Source organism: Cylindrospermopsis sp. CR12 (assembly GCF_001432185.1).
Lineage (GTDB): Bacteria > Cyanobacteriota > Cyanobacteriia > Cyanobacteriales > Nostocaceae > Raphidiopsis > Raphidiopsis raciborskii.
The window spans coordinates 64115-90822 of record NZ_LMVE01000021.1 but is presented as its reverse complement, the minus strand read 5'-3'; the positions used below and the strand labels follow the sequence as shown (position 1 = coordinate 90822).

21 protein-coding genes are annotated in these 26708 nt (G+C 39.1%); 13 read left to right on the top strand and 8 right to left on the bottom strand.

All coding sequences use genetic code 11. The annotated features are described in order from the left end of the window. Nucleotides 1-30 precede the first annotated feature (30 nt). Nucleotides 31-3627, bottom strand: coding sequence for a helicase-related protein (locus tag ASL19_RS02550; RefSeq protein ID WP_057177164.1), 3597 nt, complete (start codon nucleotides 3625-3627; stop codon nucleotides 31-33). A gap of 364 nt (nucleotides 3628-3991) precedes the next feature. Here ASL19_RS02550 and ASL19_RS17365 point away from each other — a divergent pair, with 364 nt between their 5' ends. The 3 genes from ASL19_RS17365 (at nucleotide 3992) to ASL19_RS02540 (ending at nucleotide 7242) form a co-directional block, all read left to right on the top strand. Then, nucleotides 3992-4402, top strand: a complete 411-nt coding sequence (locus tag ASL19_RS17365) for a hypothetical protein (RefSeq protein WP_152980388.1) — start codon at nucleotides 3992-3994, stop codon at nucleotides 4400-4402. A 425-nt stretch (nucleotides 4403-4827) separates the two neighbouring features. Beyond that, nucleotides 4828-5217 (top strand): hypothetical protein, encoded by a 390-nt coding sequence (locus ASL19_RS02545; RefSeq protein WP_057177163.1) that lies wholly within the window; start codon nucleotides 4828-4830, stop codon nucleotides 5215-5217. An 879-nt stretch (nucleotides 5218-6096) separates the two neighbouring features. Continuing rightward, nucleotides 6097-7242 carry a helix-turn-helix domain-containing protein gene (locus ASL19_RS02540; protein WP_057177162.1) on the top strand — a complete coding sequence of 382 codons (1146 nt, stop codon included), beginning with the start codon at nucleotides 6097-6099 and terminating at the stop codon, nucleotides 7240-7242. A 232-nt stretch (nucleotides 7243-7474) separates the two neighbouring features. Here the strand turns inward: ASL19_RS02540 and ASL19_RS18440 are convergent, their stop codons facing one another. Then, complete coding sequence (locus ASL19_RS18440) at nucleotides 7475-7789, bottom strand: helicase-related protein (protein WP_057177161.1); 315 nt, start codon at nucleotides 7787-7789, stop codon at nucleotides 7475-7477. Then, nucleotides 7782-8300, bottom strand: a complete 519-nt coding sequence (locus tag ASL19_RS18095; protein ID WP_057177160.1) for a hypothetical protein — start codon at nucleotides 8298-8300, stop codon at nucleotides 7782-7784. The genes ASL19_RS18440 and ASL19_RS18095 overlap by 8 nt, the downstream gene beginning before the upstream one ends. A 330-nt stretch (nucleotides 8301-8630) precedes the next feature. On the opposite strand from ASL19_RS18095, the gene ASL19_RS02525 reads away from it, so the two are divergent. The 7 genes from ASL19_RS02525 (at nucleotide 8631) to ASL19_RS18085 (ending at nucleotide 18018) form a co-directional block, all read left to right on the top strand. Further along, nucleotides 8631-8924 (top strand): nucleotidyltransferase family protein, encoded by a 294-nt coding sequence (locus tag ASL19_RS02525; protein ID WP_057177158.1) that lies wholly within the window; start codon nucleotides 8631-8633, stop codon nucleotides 8922-8924. 402 nt (nucleotides 8925-9326) lie between these two features. After that, nucleotides 9327-12311, top strand: a complete 2985-nt coding sequence (locus ASL19_RS02520; protein ID WP_072149073.1) for a type III-B CRISPR-associated protein Cas10/Cmr2 — start codon at nucleotides 9327-9329, stop codon at nucleotides 12309-12311. 3 nt (nucleotides 12312-12314) lie between these two features. After that, complete coding sequence (locus ASL19_RS02515) at nucleotides 12315-13502, top strand: type III-B CRISPR module-associated Cmr3 family protein (RefSeq protein WP_050784643.1); 1188 nt, start codon at nucleotides 12315-12317, stop codon at nucleotides 13500-13502. Next, nucleotides 13499-14317, top strand: coding sequence for a type III-B CRISPR module RAMP protein Cmr4 (gene cmr4, locus ASL19_RS02510; RefSeq protein WP_057177155.1), 819 nt, complete (start codon nucleotides 13499-13501; stop codon nucleotides 14315-14317). The genes ASL19_RS02515 and cmr4 overlap by 4 nt, the downstream gene beginning before the upstream one ends. Before the next feature lie 10 nt (nucleotides 14318-14327). Beyond that, the gene (locus tag ASL19_RS18090) at nucleotides 14328-14876 is read left to right on the top strand and encodes a hypothetical protein (protein ID WP_006278125.1); all 549 of its coding nucleotides are present in this window, start codon (nucleotides 14328-14330) and stop codon (nucleotides 14874-14876) included. A 50-nt stretch (nucleotides 14877-14926) separates the two neighbouring features. Then, nucleotides 14927-16711: an RAMP superfamily CRISPR-associated protein gene (locus ASL19_RS02500; RefSeq protein ID WP_057177152.1), complete on the top strand. Its 1785-nt coding sequence runs from the start codon at nucleotides 14927-14929 to the stop codon at nucleotides 16709-16711. Between the two features lie 416 nt (nucleotides 16712-17127). Continuing rightward, nucleotides 17128-18018 carry a hypothetical protein gene (locus ASL19_RS18085; protein WP_057177151.1) on the top strand — a complete coding sequence of 297 codons (891 nt, stop codon included), beginning with the start codon at nucleotides 17128-17130 and terminating at the stop codon, nucleotides 18016-18018. Between the two features lie 70 nt (nucleotides 18019-18088). Here the strand turns inward: ASL19_RS18085 and uvrC are convergent, their stop codons facing one another. Next, complete coding sequence (uvrC, locus tag ASL19_RS02490) at nucleotides 18089-19984, bottom strand: excinuclease ABC subunit UvrC (protein ID WP_057177150.1); 1896 nt, start codon at nucleotides 19982-19984, stop codon at nucleotides 18089-18091. A 73-nt stretch (nucleotides 19985-20057) separates the two neighbouring features. Here uvrC and ASL19_RS02485 point away from each other — a divergent pair, with 73 nt between their 5' ends. Next, a complete protein-coding gene (locus ASL19_RS02485; RefSeq protein ID WP_057177149.1) occupies nucleotides 20058-20474 on the top strand; it encodes a hypothetical protein in 417 nt (138 codons plus the stop codon). 69 nt (nucleotides 20475-20543) lie between these two features. Here the strand turns inward: ASL19_RS02485 and ASL19_RS02480 are convergent, their stop codons facing one another. The 3 genes from ASL19_RS02480 to ASL19_RS02470 all read right to left on the bottom strand — a co-directional run bounded on the left by ASL19_RS02480 (nucleotide 20544) and on the right by ASL19_RS02470 (nucleotide 24116). Beyond that, on the bottom strand, nucleotides 20544-22130 hold the full coding sequence (locus tag ASL19_RS02480; RefSeq protein WP_072149072.1) for an N-6 DNA methylase: 1587 nt from the start codon (nucleotides 22128-22130) through the stop codon (nucleotides 20544-20546). Next, complete coding sequence (locus ASL19_RS02475; protein ID WP_057177147.1) at nucleotides 22124-23077, bottom strand: hypothetical protein; 954 nt, start codon at nucleotides 23075-23077, stop codon at nucleotides 22124-22126. Before ASL19_RS02475 ends, ASL19_RS02480 begins: the two co-directional genes overlap by 7 nt. 91 nt (nucleotides 23078-23168) lie before the next feature. After that, nucleotides 23169-24116: a stage II sporulation protein M gene (locus ASL19_RS02470; protein ID WP_057177146.1), complete on the bottom strand. Its 948-nt coding sequence runs from the start codon at nucleotides 24114-24116 to the stop codon at nucleotides 23169-23171. 119 nt (nucleotides 24117-24235) lie between these two features. On the opposite strand from ASL19_RS02470, the gene ASL19_RS02465 reads away from it, so the two are divergent. Both ASL19_RS02465 and ASL19_RS02460 read left to right on the top strand, forming a co-directional pair. Further along, nucleotides 24236-25075 (top strand): glycerophosphoryl diester phosphodiesterase membrane domain-containing protein, encoded by an 840-nt coding sequence (locus tag ASL19_RS02465; RefSeq protein ID WP_057177145.1) that lies wholly within the window; start codon nucleotides 24236-24238, stop codon nucleotides 25073-25075. Between the two features lie 3 nt (nucleotides 25076-25078). Next, nucleotides 25079-25855: an RDD family protein gene (locus ASL19_RS02460; RefSeq protein WP_057177144.1), complete on the top strand. Its 777-nt coding sequence runs from the start codon at nucleotides 25079-25081 to the stop codon at nucleotides 25853-25855. 33 nt (nucleotides 25856-25888) lie between these two features. Here ASL19_RS02460 and ASL19_RS02455 read toward each other — a convergent pair whose 3' ends face one another. Further along, nucleotides 25889-26677, bottom strand: coding sequence for a hypothetical protein (locus tag ASL19_RS02455; RefSeq protein WP_057177143.1), 789 nt, complete (start codon nucleotides 26675-26677; stop codon nucleotides 25889-25891). Nucleotides 26678-26708: the final 31 nt, after the last annotated feature.

The following is a 26708-nucleotide window of genomic DNA, read 5'->3' as shown; positions in this document are numbered from 1 at the left end:
GTGTTTTTTTCGGTTATTGTGTTTTTTTGATTATTGTGGTGTCCCCTTATCCCACAATTCTTGCCACCGGTAATTAACACTGGTCGCTCCTATATCTGGTTCTCTCTGAAACGGTTGACTCAGGTATCGAATCTGACACCTCTTAGAAAAGTTCCCATAACTACCTCCCCTTTCCTGAACCTTAACACCCTGTTTTGATTGCTCTTCCTCTAAATGGGGAACTGAAACTAGTGCTAGGAAAAAGTCCTCTGGTTTATTCAGGGCAGTGAGTATTTCGTTTTTGGTTACTGTCACTGTTTCTGCACCCTCTATTCTCCCTTTGACTTCGATAAATCTCAGTTTCCCGGTTCCTGGGATGCGGGACTCTATGTCATAACCGCATTTCTCGTTACTTACGTCTCTTGGTTGGTAACCTAGTTGTTTTTCAGCCTCCATCACTGCTTCTATGGCTTTCTTTTCTATCCTTTTGGTGTCTATAGCAAAATTCCTGGGGTATGATTTACTTTCCCCTGATAGATCGGCTAATACCTGTTGTGGTATAATGAGTGCAGCACCAACTATGACGGGTGGCAAGGGTGATAATTGTTTTTCTTGTTGCAGGTCTTTCAGGCGTTGGTTAAGACGGCTTTCTAGTTCGTCCGCTCTGGCTTGGGCTTTGTTAGAATTTAATCTGGCATTAGGTTTGCCTGCTTCTTCTTGTAAACGCAGTTGGCTGGCTCGATAATCCCAATAGTTGATTTCTTTGGTTAATCGGTCTTTTACTGCTTTCATGGTCTTTTCTATTAATTCTTCTTTTCTCTGTTTTATCTCTTGCAGGTGTGCTACAACTAGATTGGTAATGGCATATTCTATGGCTTTCTTTTCTATATTATTTTCTATTTGTAGTGAATCTAGTATGGGATCTACTAGGGATTTTTCATTCTCTTTTAACGGTCTATAGTTCAAATAGGGTGCATAGCCTGCATTTCTTACTTGGTTTTCTTTGCTGTCTTCATTTTGCTTGTTCACTCTCAGGGGAATTTCTACATACTGCATGCGCTTTGAGACTACTCTTCTTTTTCCATCCCTATTTAATCGGGCATCTTGAATGGCATGTTCTAAATATACTAGGGCGCGAATCTCTTCTGTATAATCATTTTCATCAATTAGTATGGCTCCTCTTTTGAGTAGTTGCTGATGTCTTTCTAAGATCAGGTCTATGGTGGTATCTAATAGGGGATGACCAGGACAAACAAAAGTAGCTAGGGGTTGACCTGGTCGGCTAATCTGTTGTTTGTCAAAACATATTCTCTCGTAGCGTTTGAGAACTGGCTCTCCTATGCCTATTTGCCGGTCTCGATTGCGTATTACTGCGGGTACGTTGGTGATTTCATATCGTTTGGGTTCCCTCTGGCGTACTGTTCCTCCTAAGTGGGTGAAGGCTTGGAGAAAAAATTGACTGATGAAGTGTGGTTGTAGCCTTCTTGCTTCTGCTCTTTCCATTTCTTCTCGTATTTGCTCTACTTTGGATGCATCCATTGAGTCTTTGGCTAGGGCTTTTTCTTCTAGTAGTTCCCGCAGTCTATGTTGATCTAGTTTCTCTTTTACAACTTCGTTTAGTCTGGCTTTTACCTCTGGGCGATCGCCATATCTAATGGCTTCAATGAGCAGTTCTCGCAACTCTTTGCCGGCGATCGCCTTGCCCAAGACGTCAAAAACCTGTCCTCCTAGGGCTTTTTGTTCGGCTTCTAGTTTTTCTAGGAGGGTGCGATAAACGTCTCCTTCTCGGGTTTCATGGGCTACTAGGTTCCAGAGATGACATACCTCCGTTTGTCCAATACGGTGAATTCGACCAAATCTTTGTTCTAGGCGGTTGGGATTCCAGGGGAGGTCGTAGTTAACCATCAGATGTGCCCTTTGTAGGTTTATACCTTCACCTGCTGCGTCTGTGGCAAGGAGGACTTGTACTTCTTTATCTTGTTTAAAGTTTTCTTCTGCTTTTTTGCGGTCTTCTCTTCCCATAGCTCCATGTATGGTGACTACGGTTTCTGAGTTACCTAGGAGGTTGGCAATTTTATCTTTGAGGTAATTAAGGGTGTCTCTATGTTCAGTGAAGACGACTATTTTACGTCGATATCCTCCTTGATCAAACATTTCTGCTTTATCTTGGAGTAGATGGGAGAATTCTTCCCATTTGCGGTCTTTCCCGCTTAGACGCACGCTGTTGGCTAGGTCTTCTAGGTTTTTTAGTTGGCTGATTTCAAATTCTAGTTCAGCAATTGTACGTGCTGCTGTGGCTTGATCTACTACTTCTTCTATGGTGGATTCCCGCTCTGTGCTATCGCTATTTTCTAAGTCATCATCTATGTCTTCTTGGTCAATAATACTACCATTTTCTACTTCTAGGTTTTTTCCTCGTTTGAGTAGTTGTTCTTCTCTGACTCGTTTTGCTAGTCTTTCTCGTCGTCGTTTCAAGGACTGATAGATGGCTTCTGGGGATGAGGCTAAACGGCGTTGTAGGATGGTGAGGGCAAAGCCGACTGTTCCTTTTCTGCCATTATTAGAGAGCATTTCTGCTCGGTTAAATTCTTCTCGGACGTAATCTGTTACTTTGCTGTAAAGAAGAGCTTCTTGGTCAGAGAGTGGATAACTAACTGTATGGGCAATTCTTTCTGGAAACAGTGGTTTGCCATCAAACTTGAGTAATTCTTCCTTAACCATACGACGCATCAGGTCGGATGTGTCTGATACATGAACACCATCCCGGAATCGCCCCTCAAAGCGATCTCCATCCAGGAGGGCAAGGAATAATTGAAAATCTTCTTCTTTGCCATTATGGGGTGTGGCGGTCATAAGGAGAAAATGGCGGGTGAGGGTGGAGAGGAGTTTGCCCAATTTGTAGCGTTTGGTTTCTCGAATTTCTCCACCAAAAAACGAGGCGGACATTTTGTGAGCTTCATCGCAAATGACCAGATCCCAATCTGTGTGCTGGAGTTTTTTTTGTAAGTCATCATTACGACTGAGTTTATCTAGTCTGGCAATAACCAAGTTCATTTCATCAAGAGCATTACCAGTTATAGCTGCTTCTATACGTTCATTAGTGAGGATTTGGAAATGGAGGTGAAATTTGTGATGTAGTTCATCTTGCCATTGGACCGCTAAACTTCCTGGACAGACAATTAAACAACGGGCTAGATCCCCACGAATTAGTAGTTCTCTGATTAATAGCCCTGCCATAATGGTTTTTCCTGCGCCTGGGTCATCAGCAAGAAGGAAGCGGAGAGGTTGGCGATTGAGCATTTCACTGTAAACAGCAGTGATTTGATGGGGTAAAGGTTCTACTAGTGATGTGTGAACGGCTAGAAGTGGGTCAAATAGATAAGCTAGGTTAATGCGATGAGCTTCAGAAACTAGGCACAATGTTTCCCCATCACCATCGAAGCTCCAGGGTTTTCCCTCGTTTACAATTTGTAGGCTTTCTTCTCTATCTCGGAAAAGTAGTTCTGTGTAAGGACTACCGTGGATATCTTTGTAGGTTAATTCAACTGTGTCTGTTCCGAACCACTTGGCATCAATGACTGTAATACCTTGACCAGGTAGAATGCCATTTATTATTGACCCTTGTTTTAGCTCTTCTAGTTTTATCAAATTTAGTCTCTCTCTTGCGATCGCATTTCTATATTTTTATCCTCCAGTCCCTATTCTAACACAGTATTTTTTGGGCGAACAGGCGATTGGGAAGCACTCCCTATGGGAGATCACTTTCTTATGTGGATCCATCTATATTTAGCCTGCTATATGTTGTATAGTTCTGGATTTGTACTGTTACACTGAGTAAGTTTTTTATCAAGTTGCTGTATTAAATAGAAAAATAATCTCATACTAAAGTTATTTTATCTACAGGTGACTGTTTTAATATCTACCCTAAGATGGATTAAATATCTATCTTAGGGTAGATACAAGGAGCAAGTAGTGTTTTATGATAACAGTATAAATCTCAATATCGTGCTTTATGAAACGACTCTTAATGCTTGCTTTTCTGACTACTAGTACAATCAGTTGTAGTTTATTTTTAAATATTTCTACTGAATCTTTTTTAAATAGATCTAATTATAGCAATGATCTTAGTTTCTCTACTTCTTCCGCAGAAGCTGCACCCTTAAATAGAAAACGGCGGAGATATCGAACTAGTAGTACGAGGAAAGCCATTAGACATATTATGGATGGAAAAAAATCCTCCTCTGTACATCGGCAATCTACATCATCCAAGTTAGACAACAAAAATTGTCGTTATCAAGTTATACCATACCAAACAAGTATTCCTTCGGGGATGCCTGTTTCTGACACTTTAAGAATGGCTATTCAATCCAGAGACGCCTCCTTACCACCGTCTATAAGGATAATAGACTGCCAAAGGAAATAGTGAATATAGTTAGTCAAATCATTTTTAACCCTTACAAAAATATTACAAATGAGTAAAACAATTGGTATAATCGTATTAGCATACTTAGTAATATCACCTTTTGTACCTCTAAAAACCAGTTTTGAGAACAAAAGTTGTCGTTATCAGGTTAGATCATATCAAACACGTATTCCTTCTGAGATGCCTGTCTCTAATACATTGAGAATGGCTATTGAATCAAGAGACTCTTCATTACCACCATCCAGAAGGTTAATAGATTGCCAAAGTAAGGATTGGACAGAACTTTTACTGCTCCGTCTAAACCCTATCAACCGAATCCAAAGTTTCTAACAAATTTCCTGAATAACTAGATTTTGGGAAAAGATTCACGCAACAACAAAAGTCAATTGAAACCACCTTTTTTTACTAAGTCTAGCAATTTAACTATGGAAACCATCTACTCCTCCTCCCGTCCCTCTATCCCTATTTTCCACTCCGCCCTTATCATGATCAAAGCCACTCTGGTCACCACCTTGATCACCTTCGCCCTAGGATTTGGTACTGCCAAAGCACAAACCTACACTAAGCAGCAACTACAAGAAATATACTCAAGCCATTTGGTTAATGAAGGCTTCAGACCTAAAGTAGATAATGATGGTGACATCTCCTTCCGTAGTGAGGGACGCACCTTTTGGATATTATTGGATGAAGATGATCCAACATTTTTTAGAATGTTTATGGGCTTCATACAGGAGGATAAATCACCGCAGATGCGCCTGCGGAGACTTGAGGGTTGCAACATTGCTAACCACAAGATTACAGCGAATTTCAGGTAAATGAACCACGGTTTTTGTTTCGCGCAAAGGGAGAAGGTAATCAAAATCTGGTTTAAATAGATGAAAACTGCTGTAAAGTGATCAAATGTTCCCTAGACAAGGAGGGCGACCCTATCTTTGCAGCTGAGATGTTTCTCACCGATCCGGGGGACTTCAAAACAAACATAAGTCGCCTGCTGCGAGCAATAGAGAGTTCTTACAAAGAATATAGGTCACAATACAGCCAATAGTATATCTAATAAAAAATATAATAATTTGGCACTTACTGGTTAAAGACTGCGATTGCATTTCAGTCTTGTCCAAGAAATCGAGGAGGAGAATCGAGAACTCAGTCGTCAGCGAGTTGTGTGTAAGCACACTTATTCTGGAATTAAGAGATATAACTGTGTACATTCTATCTATAGGAATCGTGTGCCCGATTTTGATGATCACTTTTTCCCAGAGGGGAATTATGTATTGGAAAAATCAGAGTCGGGAGAACCTTTCCCTGATAGTTGAGGGTGCGGAATGTGGGTATAATGGCAGCAAAATATTTACCAAAATGGTAAACTAAAATATAGTTCCATCGATGGATATTACCTTCGCTGACAGCAAACTTCAGAAGCTATGCGAGCAGCAATCGGTCGCCCAACAGAAACTGGGTCGAACCTGCGCTCGTAAACTTCGCTGACCTTCGTGCTGCGGGGTCGGTAAGGGAGCTGGTGTCAGGGCGGCCGCATCCCTTAAGAGGCGATCGCGCTGGGGAGTTTGCTGTAGATCTAGAAGGTGGGAGACGACTCGTCTTCAAGCCAGCTAGTACTCCTATCCCTATAAATGAGGATCGAAGTATTGATTGGTCGAAGGTCACTCGCGTCTGTATCGTTTTTATAGGGGACTACCATGACTGAAATTACACGCCCCTTCACCCCTGATTGGGTCTCTCCTCCTGGTGATACTATTCTGGATCTGCTAGAGGAACGCGATTGGACGCAGGGCCAACTGTCAGAGCGTCTGGGGTATACAACAAAGCACATAAGCCAACTGATTAACGGCAAAGCACCGATTAATGAGGAGACTGCGCTTAAGTTAGAACGGGTACTAGGAAGTACCGCTGGATTCTGGCTTAACCGGGAGGCTCAGTACCGCGCTCAACTTGCCAAGATTGAGGAACAAGAGCGTTTGCAAACCTGGACTCCCTGGTTAGATGAATTACCCGTAAAGGAGCTGATGCAGCAAGGAGTAATCCCAAAGCGTCGAATTGATGCTAAGAGTAAACCTGGCATTGTCAGGGAACTACTACACTTCTTTGGTGTGGCATCACCAGATGACTGGCAAACCTTTTACGTTGGGATGGAGTGTGCCTTTCGTCGGACGCGAGAGGCTCAAAGTGATGTGGGAGCGATCGCCGCCTGGATTCGGCAAGGGGAAATTCTTGCGGAGCGGCTCAACTGCCCGAAGTACAGTAAGCCAAAATTCGAGAAGGCGGTGCGAGAGATTCGCACGCTCACCATGTTAGAACCCGAAGAGTTTGATCCAGAGATGCGGAAGCTCTGCTGGGAAGCCGGAGTGGTATTTGTGATTGTCCCGTCAATTCCAAGGGCGCACGTAAGCGGGATGGCCCGGTGGTTAAATCCGCACAAGGCACTGATTCAGCTATCGCTCTATGGCAAGCAGAACGACCGCTTCTGGTTTACCTTCTTCCACGAAGCAGCTCACATTCTTCTTCACGACAAAAAGGATATCTTCCTAGATGAGTGGGATGGAGGAGCAGTAGTGCAGTCAAAGCAAGAGGAAGAAGCAAACTGCTGGTCACGGGAGTTTTTAATTCCGCTACATCACGAGTTAGAACTACCTAATTTGAAGTCGAAGGAGGCTGTAATTGACTTTGCCAAGCGGATTGGAATTCATCCCGGTATTGTGATAGGAAGGCTTCAGCACGATAAAGTGATTGCTCCTACTTGGATGAACGGTTTGAAGGTAAGTTTTCGGTTCAAAGGGAATTGTGCCTCCCTACTTAACTCATCCCAAAAGAGCTTGTCCTGGTGATGTTTATTTCCTCTTTCTTTCATTTGGTTTCATCCCAGCTAAAAGCTTACTCCCCTACGATCGCCCGTAGGGAGTGTAATGCGATCTCGCGTAGCGAGTGCTTCGCAATCGCCCATAGGGGGTGTAATGCAATCTCCCCTCAACACATTCAGATTTTTCCCTACTTAATTCTACTGTATCTACCCAACCACGATAATCATGCCTTAATTCTTGAACACGTGGAGTCTCCTGTTCACTGGCATTTAGACTTTTTTTTATGACGTAGACCCAACTTTTCTAAGGCTCGATGCATGGTTGTGATACTAACACTAGTGCCCGTTGTTTCTCTGCCGGCGATCGCTTTGCCCAAGACGTCAAAAACCTGTCCTCCTAGGGCTTTTTGTTCGGCTTCTAGTTTTTCTAGGAGGGTGCGATAAACGTCTCCTTCTCGGGTTTCATGGGCGACCAGGTTCCAGAGATGACATACTTCTGTTTGTCCAATACGATGAATGCGACCAAATCTTTGTTCTAGGCGGTTGGGATTCCAGGGGAGGTCGTAGTTAACCATCAGATGAGCTCTTTTGGACTGCTAAACTTCCTGGACAGACGATTAAACAACGGGCTAGATCCCCACGAATTAGTAGTTCTCTGATTAATAGCCCTGCCATAATGGTTTTTCCTGCGCCTGGGTCATCAGCAAGAAGGAAGCGGAGAGGTTGGCGATTGAGCATTTCACTGTAAACAGCAGTGATTTGATGGGGTAAAGGTTCTACTAGTGATGTGTGAACGGCTAGAAGTGGGTCAAATAGATAAGCTAGGTTAATGCGATGAGCTTCAGAAACTAGGCACAATGTTTCCCCGTCACCATCGAAGCTCCAGGGTTTTCCCTCGTTTACAATTTGTAGGCTTTCTTCTCTATCTCGGAAAAGTAGTTCTGTGTAAGGACTACCGTGGATATCTTTGTAGGTTAATTCAACTGTGTCTGTTCCGAACCACTTGGCATCAATGACTGTAACACCTTGACCAGGTAGAATGCCATTTATTATTGACCCTTGTTTTAGCTCTTCTAGTTTTATCAAATTTAGTCTCTCTCTTGCGATCGCATTTCTATATTTTTATCCTCCAGTCCCTATTCTAACACAGTATTTTTTGGGCGATTTGTGATCCAGCGAGTGGGACTTGTGGCTTTCTGGTGGCTGCTAATGAATATTTACGGGAACATCACCCGGAAGTAAGGAAGTTGTGCATGAGCAGGTTGATCATCTTGCACCTCAAGAAATTCTGGCTAATTTAGCGAAGTTAGAGGTGGAAATTCAGCAGGGGATGGAGAAATTAGAGGGGATGCTGAAATAATTGTGTTTGTTAAGATTAATTTGACTGTATTTTAAGTTTTATTAGGATGAAATGTGATGAAAACCTTTGATGAACTCCGACAACTTTTATCACTACAAAAGCAATCTCTCTGTGAAATTTATCAAATTACAGAAATTGGGATCTTTGGTTCTTATGCTAGGGGTGAGGAGACGGAAGCAAGTGATGTTGATATTTTGGTTGATTATGAAACAGCGCCTACTTTTATTATGTTAGTGGAACTTAGGGATTATTTAAGTCAGTTGTTTGGCTTGAAGGTGGATGTTGTTACTAAGAACGGGCTTAAACCCCGGATTCGTGAGCGTGTTTTGGCTGAGGCTATTTATATATGAAGCGTAGTTATACGGAATTTTTACAGGTATTAAAAGCAGTTGTAGTGATGGAATTGGAGGAAAAACCATAGTGAAAAACAGAGAAATTTTGCCAAATTAGCCAAGTGGGTCTAGACAACGGTAAGAGTAAGGGATTAGAATAAGGGATAGACCGCTTCTATCTAAGAAGCAGAATTAATGGAAACTCAATAAAGTATCAGCCCGTGAAATGTCTGGTATTACAAAAAAGACCGCTTCCTTCAGTGGAAGCGGAACTAATAAAAGTAAACACAGGTTAAAGCTGGGGATTTATATCCTTTTTAAAATGCTCTGACCCAGGGATTTACAAAACAAAATCATCAGTTATTTTAATTAAGTATCTTTATTTTCGTGATAAAGTAAAAGCTTTAGCGATTTATGATTATGCCAGAATCAGATTCACCTATTAATTCAACTAATTTCTATTCTCGTAAACTTTATGCCTTGCTAGAAGACCACTCTATTCTGCAACAATGGCCTTCTATTCCTCCAGGAGAGTTACCTGAGCAAATAGCTAGTTCCTCAGATCGGGTTAATCTGGCACAGATCCCAGGCACTAATATTAATAGAGTCAAGCATCCTATTAGTGGACAAAGTCGAAATATTACTTCACAATCCTCCATACCAGAAATTCCTCCAGAAATTGCCTCCGAAACAGATATAGAAAAACTTTTTTGGTGGTTTTGGCGATTTTATCCCGAACTCATCCAACAAAACCAAAATGATTTTTTCCTCTATCCCGCTCATAGCATCCTTCCTGATTGTCCCCTATATAGCTATAAAAGTACCGTTTCCGCTCTAGTTGGGGCAATGTATCCCCCACGTTGGCAACCCGAAAATAAACACCAACACCCTTATTTGCTACTGTTTACTTTCTCCCCAGTACAAGAATTTATCAAAGCATCCCGAAAGTTTTTAGATTTCTGGGCTGGTTCATATTTACTCCACTATCTGAGTGTTAAACTCTGCTGGAAAATCGCTGAGTTATATGGACCGGATGCGGTTATTACTCCTTCTCTTTGGAGTCAAGAAATTGTGGATGCTTTAATTATTAAAAAATATCCGGATTTTGCTGACTACTTCGCTAGTTTTCAAAACGAAACAGATCCGGTTGGTAGATTTCATGATGGGGTTTCTACAAGTTTGAGTACGGCTGGATTTCCTAATGTGATTACGGTTTTAGTTCCCGGTAAGGAAGCAGCTAGAGAATTAGGTAAAACTCTGAGAGAATTTTTAACTCAAGAATACTCTGCAATTGCTCAAAAAGTTAGAAAAGATGTGAAAGAACGAACTATCAAATTCCTTAAGGATTCTCAAAATACAGGTAAAATAACTCAAATATTAGAGGAATTTTCTGATAATGAGGAAATACAAGAATTGTGCCAACAAGATTTGGATAAATGGCATAAGGGTAATGATGGTAGCTGTTGGGAGTGGAATAAATTGTGGGAAGCACAAATAGACAAAACTTGGGAAACTTACTGGACAGCAGTACCTTTAGGCAATCCAGACCGGTTATTAAGTATTAATCCTAGTGTGGAAAATTATCAGCAATGGAAACAAGCACAAAATGTGATTAACCCTCCTAATTTTACAGAATCTATACCTACAACAGCTGAAGAAAAACTCTACGACCAGATAAACACTGGTACTTGGTGGGGAGCATTACAAGCACGGTTAGCACAGTCTATTCAAGCTGTAAAAAATACTCGCACCTGGGCAATTCCTACAGCTCCTGGGGAACGTTCTACTTTATCCGGTCAATTTAGCGTAGTTCATCCCCAATTGCATTATCACGGTCAGTTTAAAAATGGAGGTGGACTTTCAGCCATATCAATGGGTTTATTCTGGCGATTAATGGCTAAAGTTTATCCAGGTCTATTTAATGGTTCGGAGAAGTTAAATGCCATTGAATTAACAAAACGCATGGCTTGGCGATATGGGGGAGTGGCTGAATCTTTGGGAATTAATCTGGGAGAGGGAGATGATACTAACTATGATAATTTAATTCGTTTTCCTAATTTAAGTTCTATTGCTGCAGCTCGATTTACTTATGACGATTTCTGCAAGGGGGGAAACAAAACACGCAGTTATTGGGGTTATCTTAATACATTGATTATTGAGGATTTACCTGACAAGGTAAAGACTTTTGCTTCTCGAACCCGTGCTGTTGCTTATCAAATGCCAAAAGTTGATAGGGAAATTAATCCACATAATAGGAATGGACAGAATTTTAATGGAGTCATGTTTTCCAGTAAATGGTTAGCTGATGACATGAATTGTAATGCCCAAGAAACAGCAAAATTACGAGGTTTGGTTCAACAGGCTCATAAGAAAGCAGGTTTTGGCGAAGCTAGTCCGGCTAATTGGTGGGTGATTGTCCTTGGAGATGGGGATGGTATGGGTAAGTATGTCTCCGGGTCAAAGTTAAAGAACTATGAGGAGTATGTAATCACGGAAGCGATCGCAGAAAATGTTAAAAATCATCAAGATTACCCGGATTTACTAGCAACTAAAAAACGCATGGGACCCGCAACCCATGTGGGTTTGAACCGCGCTCTATTAGATTTTTCTAATCGTTTGGTACCTTATCTGACAGAAAAACGCTATTGTGGTAAGGTGGTCTATAGCGGTGGGGATGATGTGATGGCAGTGTTATCTCTGGCAGATTTACCGGGTTATTTGCGATCGCTCCGTGCTGCTTGGTGTGGGGGTTCAGATCCAGAGGGAGAATTCAGTACGGATGGTGGTTACTGGACCCCTAAAAAAGATCTGCAAGGATTACAAAAACGTCCCTATTTTACCATGGGAGATGGAGCAACTATGAGTATAGGTATTGTCATTGCTCATAAAAGTGTACCTCTTCCTACCGTACTAGAAAGCCTGTGGTCTGCTGAAAAAGACGGGGCTAAAAGGTTATATGGAAAAGACGGACTCTGTTTTCGGGTAATTTATGGTTCGGGTAACAGTTCAGAAGCTTTGATGAAGGGGGAGTTATTAGACTTATGGTGGAATTTTATGCAGGATTATGAGGAAGATTTAAGTACATTGTTTTATCGATTAGCCGAAGAATTACCCCTCCATGCTTGTATTACCGAAAGCAATCATCTATTTAGAAAAGCCGCACAAGTGATCATCAACCGTCCAAATCAAACATTAGATTCTCGTATTCAAGAAAACTTACTCAATTGGTTGGATCAGTGGGAAAACTGGGCTTATCAAACCTATAATCAAGTAAATCAAAATAAAACTGAAAAACAACCGCCTTTAGGCACTACAGAGAATGACTTAGCTAATCTTCTGCGTTTTAGTGCCTTCTGGAATGAGAAAATGATGGAACAAGTGAAATGGGGCGAAACTCAACAATAAATTATGAATGAACGGCAAATGTACTGGTATAAGATAGAACCAATAGACGTATTGTTATTTCGGGATGCTAAACCTTTTAGTCCTGGTGAAAGTGCTTGGGCAAAAGGACTCTTTCCTCCCTTTCCCGGTACGGTTTTTCAATCATTGCGCTCTGCTTTAGACAAACATACCAAGGATTTAGATTTTCTGGGGCCATTTCTCTTAGATCCCCAAGATAGATTGTGTTTCCCCACTCCTAAAGATTTACTTGCAGTGAGTTGGAGCACAACAGATAAGGAAACAACAGAAGAAGATAATTTACAAAAGCAGTCCCCAAAATGGCATCGAACTTTACGCCTTGAACCTGTGGATCTAACGGATGAAGCTTGGAAACATTTGGTGTTCGATGAGGTGGAGAGATTAGCTCCCATGGTAGCGCCTTTTAAAAAGCTCAAGCAAGGAGAATTTTTCTGTCGTCCCTATCCTTGGATTACAGCACAAGCTTTAAGCGAATATTTGCAAGGAAAAGAGCTGACAGAACCTACACATTTTCAGGAAACCCCTTGGGATGTGCAGATTATGCCTCATATTCAAATGCAGGCCAATAAGCGACAGGTAAAAGACGAAGATGGCTATTTCACTGAAGTAGCAATTCGTCTAGAACCAGGTTGGCGATTAGTTGCAGGGATTAGCGTTGAATTGCCAGAAACGGTGATCCGTTTGGGTGGTGAAGGACACCGAGCTTTAGTGACCCCTTTTCAAGTACCTGACACAGAAAGAAGAATGTTTAATTCTGACCCCCCGAAAAAGGGAAACTTTGCTTATTTACTCACACCCGGACTGGGGGTTAAGGAAGAAGCTGTTTATGGCATTTATCCCTCTGATTGGCAATCTATCTTAGCAGGATGTGCGAGCGATCGCCCTTTATTGTGGGGTGGTGTTTCCCAAATCAGGCGTAAAATAGGTGGTTATGAAAATAAAGATGAGCAAATTAAACAGAGGTCAACAAATGGGGAGCAAGGAGACAAAGAATTTGCCCTATTACCTCAACGAGCATTTGTGCCATCAGGGACGGTGTATCGGTTTAAAAAACTGCCATCAAAACTAACACACCCTACACACCTTTTACCTAAAAATGACTCAAAGCAACAATGGTTGAAAAGTTTTTACACACTTAACTATGGCAAACTTTTGTGGGGGATAAACCAATGAGGACAAACATAGCCCATTTATATTTACTTTCGCCCTTACATACGGGGGGAGCAAGTCAAGAAGGCAACTTAGTCGGTATTGCACGGGAAACCCATACTAACCTTCCTTATCTTCCTTCTAGCACCATACGGGGTCGTTTAAGAGCGGAAACCGACAGTAATCTACGTAATCAACTTTGGGGAAATACCCTGGAGGATGTGCGCAATCCTGAGTGTGCAGATGAGAATCTCACCCAAGGTCAATTATGGGTAGGAGATGGGTCAATTCTGTGGTTTCCGGTTCCTTCTCTGAGTCATGGGGTGGTTTGGGTGACATCTCCCTTTTTGTTGCGTCGTTGGTCACGGTTGACTCAGCCAAACGTACAAATTCCGGAACCAGGGAGTTTTAGCGGGGGGAATAACCAGAATCTTTATCTAAAAGATGCCATTTTTAAAAGGGGAGACTTAATACCCTGGGGAAATGAATGGAAAGAATATCTACCTCCAGGAAGTACAGAAACAGATATCATATCTCAAGCATTAGTTTTAACAGATAGAGACTGTCAAGTATTGGTTCAATTAAGCTTATGGCAACAAGTGAAAATTAAGCTAAATGAAAACAAAAATGTTGATGGTGGTTTTCGGTATGAAGAAGCGATTCCCCCAGAAACCTTGATGTATTTTCCTTGGGGAACAACGACAAATGCTAATAGAAATGCTGCGCAGGCCCAAGAATGTTTAAAAACTCTTTTAAGGTCACATGAAACTTTTCAAATTGGGGGACAAGAAAGTTTAGGGCGTGGTTTTGTGGAGATTTGGACGTACAACGATAAATAAGGAGTAAATAATGTTTACCTATGATCCTCGTACTATTTCTAGTAAAGTGTATTCTCAGCTAAATCAGTTAAACGCTAAAACAAGTGCTGATGATAAGAGAGAGCAAAAAGGTCAAGCTGTTGAGCTTTATAATTATATTGCCACTTGGGGGTTGTTAAGACTCAAAGCGGAAGAATTTGCCCTATCGCAAGAAAATAAACGCAAAGTTGTCAAATGTTTTTTTCAGATTTTAGAAGAGATTCATTTTGGCTCCCTAGACAAAGATTTAACTCCTCCACAACCCACTCAATCTAATCAGCAAGCTATTTCTGTTAATAAACCTAAACCGCCTAATCTTGCTAACCCACCTATTATTATTAGACGACTTAATCAACCTAGTCAACCCAGTCAACCTACAAGTAACCTTCCTCCAGTGACTACTCTTATTGACAAGGGAGGATTAGATTATTTAACCCAAAATAATTTATCAGGGTCTGAATATTTAGGATTAACTGGATTAGCTCTAGAAGTTGCGCGGGAATTTGCTTTTTGGGCGGAAGCGATTTATCCAAAATCATGAATTTGACTGAATTTGATTTTTCTTATGTTCATTTACTTTGAGTGGTGATTATGTTACCGAACCCTTGGATTAAAAACTTAGAATCTCAACCTAGTAAGGATGCTAGTTTTGTTGAATATTTGCGTTGGATGCGTTCCCCTTCTAAGGATACTACTGTTGATAGTGGAACAATTCTAGAATTATTCGAGGAGTTTAAAGATCAGGATTGGTCAATTCCCTTAAAAAGATTAACTGAACGGATAATTAGATTAGCGGATACTCATTTTGAAGTTAAATGTCCTTGGCGTATACGAGTGGGGGGACATAAGGGACCAGAATCGATGTTGTTACCAGTGTTTGATGCGTTAGGAATGCCTTATATTCCCAGTAGTACGCTCAGAGGTATTGCCCGCGCTATAGCCATGCAAGATTCAACAATAACGGAAGGGGAAGTTAAAGATATTTTCGGGGATATTGAAACAAAATCTAGTATGGGAAAAGTTATTTTTCTAGATGCTTATCCATTACCTGGAAAGGATAAAAAAGCTGGATTATCGGGTGATATGACCAATATGCTTTGGACATGGAATGGAGATAAAACGCCTGAATATAGTAATCCTAATCCTAGCATTTTTCTATCTTTAAAAAACCCCTCTTTTGTAATTGGTTTACGGAGAACAAAATATTCTCCAAAACAAAACAATGAAGAGGAGGATATTTTATATAAAGTTAGGAATTGGTTAATTAAAGGATTAATTGAGGGAATCGGTTATAGAGTAAATACTGGTTATGGAAAATTAAGACCATCAATAAAATTTGTTAAAGAACTTAAAGATAAGGAAATTATTGTTCCTCTATCTCCTATTCTCAGGATTAAATTTGAATTACAAGGTCAATTGATTCATGGGTCATATTCTTTCGAACACTGGCAACGAAACAATATTGGGAAATACAGAGGGAAAGCAATTTCAGAAGTCCGCCCCACCGCTTTTCGGTCAATGATACGTTATTGGTTTCGGACTCTAGCATTAGGGGTTTTATCACCTGGTGACGTTAAAAGATTAGAGATGGAAATATTTGGAGGACTTGAAAAAAATCCAAGAACAGATAATTCTCACACAGGACTTTTTCGGGTAGAAATTGAAGAAATAGAAGTTAAAGAAAATTACTCGCAAGATTTACCAAATTTTCTCTCAGGTAAATTAACCTTGCACCACAATTCTCAATCACAAAATTTACCAGAAAATAGACAACAAGCTTTAAGCCTTTTACTCTATAATTTAACTTGGTTAATGTTTCGTTTAGGAGGGGTTGGACAAGGCGCAAGACGACCCTGTTATAAGAGAAGTAGCAATCCATATTGGCGCGGTTCCACTTTAATTCCCCCAGATACAACTGGCGAATTTTGGAATTTACCTGATACTATATTAGAATTTCAAGAATTATTCCGAACCCGACTCAAAGACTTTTATAGAGGTTTACGTACTTTTAGTCTGATAGCATTTGACTATAATGAGTTAAAAACCGTTCAGACTACAAGTAGAGAATGGATTGAATCAGTCGATAAAAATTGTCAAATTTTCGTCTGTGAAGGAAAACAAAGTGGTAACAAATGTTTTGCGCTTTCTGTATTGCATGGTCCTTCTTTTTACAAGAAGGAAAAAGTGTGTGGAAAATCTTCTATTCCCTCCCCTGTTTGGATTCGTCAATTAAATTATGTAACAGGGATTGATTATCAGGTGATAACTGTGTTTGGTGCAACCACTGGATTACGGCGAGATTTTGTTCAGCAATTAACAAAAGATCCTTCTAATTGTTTACAAATTTTTCCCCTAACCACATCTAATAGGACTTAATGAATTACCCATACTTTCCTTTTTGCGTAAGTCCTTCGTATGCACTAAAGCGCACTTCCCTTTGGGAAGTGCTATTAAATTAGCGATCGCATGAACAACTAGAGAAATGCGATCGCCCCAGAACTTAAAACATCCTTTAAAGTAGCAATCTCGCGTGTGGAGTGCTTTGCGATCTCATGTTTTTAAAAACACTCTACCCCCTACCCCAAAACCCTTTATCCTCAATCTTTGATCAAGCAGGATCCGAATGTGAAATGCGAATAATCTAGGTTGGGTTGAGTTTAATAACCCAACACCCCCATGGGATATAAACGGGATTGCGAAGCACCAATAATCAAGACAATGGTAAATTTACATTAATACTATGATATACAGTATTTAAGCCTTAGTTTACTTACCAAGTTAAGGAATATAAAATGAGTACATCAATAAGTAGAATTCGGGGAAAAGAAGCATTAGTTAGACTGGGTATAATAACATCTATATTTACAGGTATAGGTAGTATAATTGCTTCTAATATTCATTGGGTTACCCATGGGGGCGTTGGGTTTCATACTTCAACCCAACCTACGTTCATCTTATATTTAATTCCACCCACCCAATTATTTGGTTTAATACTTACAGATCCAAATGGAAAAAATATTATCTCCTATTCTGGTAAAAATTCTTCAACACCCATATCTTGGAGAGCAGCTCTTAACCCTGAAGAATTAAAAAATCCTCCTTATGACCTGCTGCTTGATCCCCCTGCTATTTTTCCTCAATCGGTATATGCTAATCCTCGTGCAACCGAACGAACTGCTAATCCTTTTTCTACTAGCGGTTGGATTGAGTCTTATGCTGTCGCTATAATTGCCACTATTGTAATGATTATTTTGATGACTTTAGAACATACTTTAGCTCGAAAAAGAGAAAAAAAACTACAAGAAAATAATAGGAAGCTGCAAATAGACCTGGCGGAAAAAATTCAGGAACGTGAATTACAACAAGTCCAAATAGATAGTCAAAGAAGTGAATTTGAGCAGGAAATTAAGCAGTTGCATAATAAAATTGGTCTTTTGAATCAATCAATAGCTCAATTACAATCTCAGTGCCAAAATGAATCATTTGAACTACAAAATAAACTTAGGGAAGCCCAATTACAATCACAGCAAAATTTAAATCAGCAACAAGAATACGAAAACCGCATAGAACTATTGACACAACAGTTAATTGAAGAAAAACATAATCAGTCCCAAAAACCAGGAAGACAGATTTTAATCAAGATTTTCTGCATCCAATTAAACCTAAACCGGAAGAAGAACTAGACCCAACACCCCCTATGAGATATAAATGCGATTGGAAAAGATCGCTCTTTATTTGTAGCGTATCATTACTTTAAGGATGGAAATAGGCAAAAATTTGCTGTGCCAACTTCAATCCAATTCCAGGAGCTTCTGCTAATTGCTGAACTGTTGCTTGACGAATATAATCAATAGTGCGAAAATGAGCCAATAATAGCTTCTGTCGATGGACACCCAAACCAGGAATTTCATCCAAACAAGACCTTTGCCATTGATTACTTCTCTGTTGACGATGAAAACCTATAGCAAATCGATGAGCTTCATCCCTAAGTCTTCTTAACAGTTGTACACCCGGTTGCTCTGTTTGAGTTATCAAAGGTTGAGACTCCTGGGGTAAAAAGATTTCTTCTCTTTTTTTTGCCAAACTAATCACTTGTAAATCCTTTAACAAGTCAACTTCTTGTAAAATATTCACAACCGTAGATAGTTGACCCTTACCCCCATCAATCATAATTAAATCTGGCCAGTCATCATTTCCCTGTCTTGGCAATTGGGGATTTTCAATATACTGTCTGAATCTACGATAAATAACCTCCGCTAAACTGGCAAAATCATCAGAATGACCAATGGTGACATTAGAGTTTTTAATTTTATAGTGACGGTAATATTGTTTAGCTGGTAGACCATCAATAAACACTACTTGGGAACCTACCGCATTACTACCTTGAATATGGGAAATATCATAACCTTCAATCCGATGAGGTAAATCTAATAAACCCAGAATTTCTGCTAAATCTTCCAGACATTTTTGATTAACCTCACCCATTTTTTGCATTCTTTTTAATTCATACTGGGCATTTTTCTCTACCATCTCAATTAATTCTGCCTTAGTTTGTCTCAAAGGAGTAATAATATTCACCTTTTTGCCTTTACGTTGCCTAAGAAAATCAGCTAAAATATCTCCATGGGGTAATTCATATTGCACCAATATTTCTGTGGGAATTTCCACACTATCTGCAGTTTGATAGTGCTCTTCTAAAACCCGCTGTAAAATCTCTCCTGGGTCAGCATGACCATTGGCTACAAAAGCTAATCTTCCTACTAATTTGCCAGCACGAATTTGAAATAACTGAATATGGGCTTGTTGATTGTCTGTGGCTAAAGCAACAGCATCTCGAGAAATTGTATCATCGGGTAGGGATACTTTCTGACGAGCAGTTAGGGATTTTAAACCAATAATTTGATCTCTAATTCCAGCAGCAGCTTCAAACTTTAATTCACTGACGGCGGTTTCCATTTGTAATGTTAAAATATCAATTAGTTCCTCCGTTCTTCCCTGAAATACCATAGCCACTTTTTCTACAACTTTATGATAGTCTTCTACAGAAACTAACTTTTGACATACTCCCGGACAGCGACCAATATCATAATTTAAACAAGGACGGTCTTTAAATAAAGGTTGAGGTCTTTGTCGCATGGGAAATATCTGTTGGCATATATGTAAAACTCCCCGCAATAGGGTTGAATCTGTATAGGGTCCATAATATTTATCCTTGCGTGGTCTATCTCCTTCAAGTTTTTGTGTTCCCCGTTGACGTTTACGGGTGATAAACAGTCGCGGATATTCTTCTGACCAGGTGATACATAGGTAGGGATATTTTTTATCATCTTTAAGTAGAACATTAAAATAGGGTTGGTGCTGTTTAATTAAATTTGCTTCTAATGCTAAAGCTTCCGCTTCTGTATCCGTAATGATGAATTCAATATCTGTAATCTGTTGCACCATTGTATTGATACGTTGGGTTTTACTTGTGTAATCCCTAAAATAAGAACGTACTCGAGAGCGTAATTTTCGTGATTTACCAATATATATAATGGTATCCCTGTCATCTCGCATCAAATAAACCCCTGGTGCGTGAGGGATTTCTGATAAGCGACTTTCTAGTTGCTGAGGATTTTTTACCAGCGGTAAGCTACTGTATGCTCTCACTACTCAAGTTAATTAACAAGTTAATTGATTCTAAGATATTTTACATTGGTATTTTAACTTAATTTGGGTAATTATGGCACGATTGCTTTTTGGAGGGATTTTAACTTTATTAGTTTTGTCTATAACTGCATGTAGTAGTCTTGTATTAATTCCAACTTATGAGTTAGTTGTTAAGGCGGTCAGTATGCAGATAGAGCAAGCTCAGCAGGAGCTGGAACAAAAACTAGATTTGGATTTTGAAGGGTTTACTGTGGAACATTTGGTAATTAATCAGCAACAAGCTCTCACAATTGAAAATTTACCGGGTTATCATCTGGAAGGAGTTTATGATTTGAAGGTTAAATTACCAAGTAGACAAATCACTCAATCGCACAACCATTTTAATATCTATTTACAAATTCAGAAGGAAGGTAAAAGCTGGCGACTACTCATACCTGAGAAAAGTGCGGAAAACCAACCATTAGTTTGGCGTGGTTATTTAATTATATGAGTTATTTCTGGAGTTTAGATTGTCTAAACTCACATATTTGTGCTTTCACCTCTACCGTTTGAGGAATTCTTAAAAACTAGAAAATATATTCATAACAGATGTATTCACCAGCTTAGAAGATATCTGTCGATTGATATATTTCATAATAGAAGCAATGATTTCTTCCTCAAGAATTTCACACAATCTTGTTTTATGACCGTGTTTCATCTGTAATACTAACTCCTGAGTGCGACAAGAGATGTCTTGCATCACATATTCATCTGGCAAAATCACAGGAGTTTTTAAAATATATTTAGCAGAATTATTTGCTGAAGGGTTAATAGATTTTAAGCAATGCCAAAAAGCAGGAGAGTTACAATAAGCTAATAAGAAAAATAAATCTATGGAAGATTTAGGAAAAATTCCTACTATAGACTGATCAAAAAGAGTCTGCTCAATTAATACTGCTGTCGGACGTTTAGAGGTTACCATAGGAAAGCCAATTCCTGTTTTGAAATAATAGGAAGAATTTTGGAATCTAGACTTCTTATTGTTTTTATAAAATTCAACTGCTTTTAAACTCCAATCCACATACCATTGAGTTGGTTTCAGAAAATTATAGCCCCCACCTTTAAGCATAGGTACAAAATGCTTTGTTCCCTCTATTCCTCGCAGAGAATTTTCCAAATTACAAGGATTAGGTTCAATAGAAATAGGATCCACTAATAAGTAATCTTTAGATCCCTTGACTAAACCAGATGCTTTACGTAGGAATAATTTATCATTTCCTGAATAAAAACCTGTCACACAATCAGCAACATCAACCATTTTGGTTGTATGATCAGATATTTCAGCAACAACTGAATTATTCCTTGATATGGGAATGGATAAAGATTCTGTAATACGAATATCTTTTTGGAGAATATAATTATGATTAGAACCATAGCCAGAATTGTATTCCTTAAGATTCAAAGATAAGTGCAAATTTGCCAATTTATCAACAGATCTAACATAAAAGCCATGATGAGATTGTGGTTTTTGACAAAAAATTGAAACAACGCAAAGACCCGCATAGCCAAAGGAAATACCTGGAAATAAAGATGAACGAAAGACATCTATACTTTCAATAGTAAATTCCTCAAGAAGATAACGCCTAAGCATAATATGACGGTGAAGATATAAAAAAGTATCGGGAATAATAAAGACTAGTCTTCCGTTATCTGCAAGTAATTTGAGACAACGCAGGAGAAAAACCGTATAAGTTTCCTTAATATAAAATCCCGGATATTTCTTTTTTAATTGATTACGACGCTCATAGTCTTGCCAAGCACCATAGGGAGGATTTCCTAAAATCTTAGTAAATTTGCGGCCAAAAGACTCGCATAAATCCAAATCCGGGCAAAAAATGGTGTCACGTTCTCTGATCTGGACATTTTTAACGTCATTAAACTTGGAACGTAATTTTTTAGCATGTTCTGGATGTAATTCATAAGCGACAGATGATATGGCATTGTTACATTGAAGTGCTGCTTCTAAAAGATGTCCTTCTCCAGCAGAGGGTTCAAGTAATTGGTCACTGTTTTCCAGTTTTAAAAGTGCAACCATATATGAGGACAAGCAATTATTCGATGTAAAATAAGTTTGATACTTATCTTTTAGTATTGTTTCACTTACCATTGCAGATAACCCATTAAATTACGATTAGTAAAGTCCTGAACAGTTCTATTTAATAAATCATGTTCCCAGTCAATATTGGAGTTAATCCAATTATGAATATCAAACTCCGTAAAATCAGCAATTTTTCGATATGCTTGATGACCACAATAAGCACTCCAGACTCCGGATTCTTTTAGAGTTCTAAAGTAGTGATTATTTGAATCTTCTTCAGCACGAATAAATAAAACATTATTATATTCGTCTGACAAACTACAATAGATAGTTGCTATCATAAGCATCCGATTAGTATTTCCTTTCTCGTTGGATCCAAATCCACTTTTAAAGTCTATATTAAATTTTTTCCCTCTAATAGTAGCATGAAAATCCAGCTCAAGGCTGATATTGCCAGTATTAATTAATACCCACACTTTTTCATAATACTTGATTAAGTCGTGTTTCTGTTTTAAAGAAATAGGTAATACACTAATATATTCTTCTGTACTTTGTTTGAGATTCTTTATGACATCGGAAAATAGTGGTGGTACAAACTCAACTAAATCCACTGTTCTGGGTGGATGCAAAAATGGCAATTTAACAAAATCCTCCCAGAGTTCGCCAACTCTTCGGGAAAAGGCCATATATTCATAAGCCCAAACTTGATGACGTAAATCAAGCATCACAACCTGAGAGCAATAAACTACAAAAAGGAGCGATGATAACTTCTCTTGATCATTCCAATTATTTTCCCTTGCAGTTTCAATAACCCTACGTACAAAACCCTCCTTAATTTGGTATATTGCCGTGTTTATTTCCTTTGCCTCTAACTTGTGCTTTTCATTACTTAATTTTTGTGGAGCATTATTTACTTTTTTTGTAATGTTTTTTCTTTTCTCCTCTACCAGCTTTCTAAAATGTTCCAATAAGTGGGATTTATTTTGAACAGTTTGTTTATCTATATTAAATTCCATAATTACCTCACGAAAGATTAGCGTATTTAGATAGTGTTATGGGATAGGTCGGCTATATTATATAATAATTTATTCATTTTTCTATCAATTACTATTTACGATTACAGTACATCACTAATAGAATAAATATTGCCAATCCCACTAAATACTTAACTGGATCTGGTATTATGGGGTTGGGAGAGAAAAACCCCTCGATTATTCCAGCAATAATTAGTAATGGTACAATTCCAAAAACCAATTGTGCAGCAAGGGAACTGTAATATTTAATTGCTTCTAGACGTAAATATTTACCAGGAAATAGAATTCCTCTACCCAATAATAAACCTGCTCCCCCTGCAAAAAATATGGCAGGTAATTCCAGGGCACCATGGGGAAATACAAAGGCCCAAAATGGATAGGCTAGATTATTTTCAGCCACTAAAGTAGCAATAGAGCCAATCAATAATCCATTGAATACTAATATGTAAATAGTGAATATTCCCCCCGTAATTCCCCCAGCAACAGCAGAAAAGGAAACAGAAATATTATTAATCATAATATTACTGGATGCTAAGGGTTCTATACCGACTATGGAACCCATCCATAACTCACCCTGATCTCTAACTTGGGAAATCAAACTCTCAGGTATCAGTAGGGACATAAAACTGGGATCTTGCCAACTATACCACCAACCTACTAACATCCCTAAGATGAATAGTCCTGTAGCAGCAATGATATAGGGAAAGGTCTGTTGTACTATAGCTGGAAATCTCCAACGGTAAAACTGTATGACTCCTTCCCATTCTTGTTTTCGAGAACCTTGGTAAATTTGTGTGTAAGCACGGGTTGCTAGGAGTTGTAAACTTTGAAATAAAGTATGGGACACGTTGTAGGTGCGCGCTCGTGCTAAGTCAGCTGTTATAGACCGATAAAGACTAGCCAGCTCTCTAATTTCTGACGATTTCAGGGATTTTAGTCTTTTTCGCTCTATTTTGCTCAAAAGGGAGTCTAACCGTTGCCAATTTTCTTCCCTTGTGCTAATCCAACGTTTAATATTCATTAAATTTACGGTACTGAGGTGAATTTAGTTTAATATATTCTTACTCTCAATAATATCCGTTCCTTTTGCAAATTGCCTACTGTGATCTGACTTAGTAGTTAATTGGAGTGTTTTTTATTATGGCTGAGAATAGAGGTTTTTACACCACCGGACAGGTTTTAACAGTGGGAAATGCAGTTAGCGCATCAGTTCGCTTATATCGTTCCCATTTTAAAGACTACTTTTTGCTGTCTTTAAAAGCTTGGCTATGGATATTTGTACCAGTCTACGGTTGGGCTAAATTTTGTGCTTTATCAGCTCTGATTAGTCGTTTAGGTTTTGGTGATTTGGTTAATCAACCAGAAAGTGTTCACTCGGGTGAACGATTTGTTAATTCCCGATTGTGGCAGTTTTTAGGCACATTGATTTTAATGTTTTTCATCTACGTTGGGATTTTTGTTAGTTTTTCTATTCTAGGATTTTTGTTGGTGCTTATTCCTACGGCAATTTTGGGTGGGTTAGACATTCAGAATCCCACTAATATAGGTACTTGGTGGGTTCTGATATTTCTCCTAGTTCTTCTGTTGGCTATTGTCGCTATTGTAGGATCTATCTGGTTAGAAATTCGGTTTTCTCTGGTAACTCTCCCTCTAGCAATTGAGGAAAATGTGGATGCTACCTCTACTATTGGTCGCAGCTGGGAGTTAACCAAAGGTCATGTATGGAGAATATTTCTCATCCTTTTTGTAGCATCTTTAATCACTTTACCAATGCAAATTTTATTACAAATTATTTCCTTTATTGTTCAGGGAATATTGGAATTCACATCTGACAATAATCCCCTCCTTTTTATTGCTATATTTATAGGCGGTAGTGCCCTAATTTTACCTTTTTGGCAATCTCTCAGAGCTGTAATTTATTATGACTTACGCAGTCGTCGCGAAGGATTGGGTTTAAAGTTACGAGAACGGGAAATTTAAACCATGCACTTATTCAATAAAGTCAAATTTAATACTCCCGAAAGTGTGGAGCTGGAATTTACCTTAGCTGGTATAGGAAGTCGTGCTTGGGCTTTTTTAATTGACTATTTGGTCTTGACTACCACTTTAATTTTGGTGATCATTGCTTGGGTATTTATCTTTAGTCAATTAGTTATATCAACAATTTTAGACTCAGCTTTTGGTTTGTGGATATGGGCGATCGCTTTCCTGACTGTTTTCACTATTTATACGGGCTATTTTGTCTTTTTTGAGACTTTATGGCAAGGACAGACCCCTGGTAAACGCATGGCTAAAATTCGGGTAATCAGAGATGATGGTAGACTAGTGGGACTACAACAGTCGGTATTGCGAGCTTTACTCCGTCCTGTGGATGAGTTTTTTTTCATCGGTGCTTTTTTAATCATCTTAGCTAAGAATGAAAAGCGTCTGGGTGATATGGTTGCTGGAACTATAGTAATCCAGTCTCAAATAGAAAATAAAGTTGTCAACTTAACTATTTCTCCAGAAGCGCAGTTGCTTTGTGTCAAGCTGCAGCAAAACTGTGACCTGTCCCAGTTGTTGCCCGATGATTTTGCGGTGATTCGTGAGTATTTAAAAACCCGTGGTGGTATGTCTTCTAAAGCTAAAGCTTCTTTATCACTGGAATTGTCTCAGCAGGTTCAGTCCATAATTAATTTATCAGTTTTGCCCGGTGATATGTCAGCTGATGTGTTTTTAGAAGCTGTCTATCTAGGATATCAAAAATTGGAATTTGTTTGATCGCATTTATAGTCCCCATTTCCCCCTATCCCCTTAAAACCTGAAACTAGACCAGTTTGGTTGACGATAATAATGGGTCATATCATCAAACTTTCTTACCTCAGCTTGACTGACCACAATTTCTGAGAAATTTAACAGCCAATATTGATTTAATTCCGATAATAAATTACTCAGATTAACCCGGTCTAAGTTAGCAGGGATTTCACTAAAATAACCTAACGTAATATGGGCTGTGAAGTGATAGTGCTGTTCAATGCCCAGTCCCATTAATTTGCGATTTTGATAAATTAGTCGTCGTAGTTGAATAATTTCTTCGTATGAGCGTTCATCCTTTGGTATTAAACCCAATGCTATAGCTCTAGGCATTACTATTACTCCTAAGACTTGCCAAGAAATGGGACCTTGCGATGAACTACGCAATTTTTGGTACTGACCAAACAAGTCTCCTAGATAAGAGTTTAGCTCTTCTTCAAAATCAGGCTTTTTCTCGCAGGCGTGAATAAACGCATGATCCCAAATCAAATCTGCCAAAGTAACATGAAAACTGCTCACCGGTAAGGGTACAATCAAATCGGAAGCAATTGGTAACTCTAACAGCAATTGCCCAAAAGTCTCTATTTGCTTGTAAAAGTCCGCATTTTGCGGATCCTCACTTGCTGGTGGAGTAATCAGGGTATAACCGGGAAAGGGGGTTGCTCTGAGGACACCATCTACGGACTGGAATTTAGAGGATTCCTGGATATGTTGAACCTGGGTTCTGAAAGAATCTGGTAGCGTCATTCTCGCTAACCGATTTAAGTAGGTTTGGTAGTTATCGTCCAATCTTGTTACCCTCGTGATCTTCTTGATAAAT

Coding starts and splice junctions, on each gene's coding strand:
- ASL19_RS02540 (WP_057177162.1), top strand. CDS start 6,097: ATGACTGAAATTACACGCCCCTTCACCCCTGATTGGGTCTCTCCTCCT.
- ASL19_RS02545 (WP_057177163.1), top strand. CDS start 4,828: ATGGAAACCATCTACTCCTCCTCCCGTCCCTCTATCCCTATTTTCCAC.
- ASL19_RS02525 (WP_057177158.1), top strand. CDS start 8,631: ATGAAAACCTTTGATGAACTCCGACAACTTTTATCACTACAAAAGCAA.
- ASL19_RS02470 (WP_057177146.1), bottom strand. CDS start 24,116: ATGAATATTAAACGTTGGATTAGCACAAGGGAAGAAAATTGGCAACGG.
- ASL19_RS02485 (WP_057177149.1), top strand. CDS start 20,058: ATGGCACGATTGCTTTTTGGAGGGATTTTAACTTTATTAGTTTTGTCT.
- ASL19_RS02460 (WP_057177144.1), top strand. CDS start 25,079: ATGCACTTATTCAATAAAGTCAAATTTAATACTCCCGAAAGTGTGGAG.
- ASL19_RS02465 (WP_057177145.1), top strand. CDS start 24,236: ATGGCTGAGAATAGAGGTTTTTACACCACCGGACAGGTTTTAACAGTG.
- cmr4 (WP_057177155.1), top strand. CDS start 13,499: ATGAGGACAAACATAGCCCATTTATATTTACTTTCGCCCTTACATACG.
- ASL19_RS02500 (WP_057177152.1), top strand. CDS start 14,927: ATGTTACCGAACCCTTGGATTAAAAACTTAGAATCTCAACCTAGTAAG.
- ASL19_RS17365 (WP_152980388.1), top strand. CDS start 3,992: ATGAAACGACTCTTAATGCTTGCTTTTCTGACTACTAGTACAATCAGT.
- ASL19_RS02515 (WP_050784643.1), top strand. CDS start 12,315: ATGAATGAACGGCAAATGTACTGGTATAAGATAGAACCAATAGACGTA.
- ASL19_RS18440 (WP_057177161.1), bottom strand. CDS start 7,789: ATGGTTAACTACGACCTCCCCTGGAATCCCAACCGCCTAGAACAAAGA.
- ASL19_RS18090 (WP_006278125.1), top strand. CDS start 14,328: ATGTTTACCTATGATCCTCGTACTATTTCTAGTAAAGTGTATTCTCAG.
- ASL19_RS02480 (WP_072149072.1), bottom strand. CDS start 22,130: ATGGTAAGTGAAACAATACTAAAAGATAAGTATCAAACTTATTTTACA.
- ASL19_RS18085 (WP_057177151.1), top strand. CDS start 17,128: ATGAGTACATCAATAAGTAGAATTCGGGGAAAAGAAGCATTAGTTAGA.
- ASL19_RS02475 (WP_057177147.1), bottom strand. CDS start 23,077: ATGGAATTTAATATAGATAAACAAACTGTTCAAAATAAATCCCACTTA.
- ASL19_RS02520 (WP_072149073.1), top strand. CDS start 9,327: ATGCCAGAATCAGATTCACCTATTAATTCAACTAATTTCTATTCTCGT.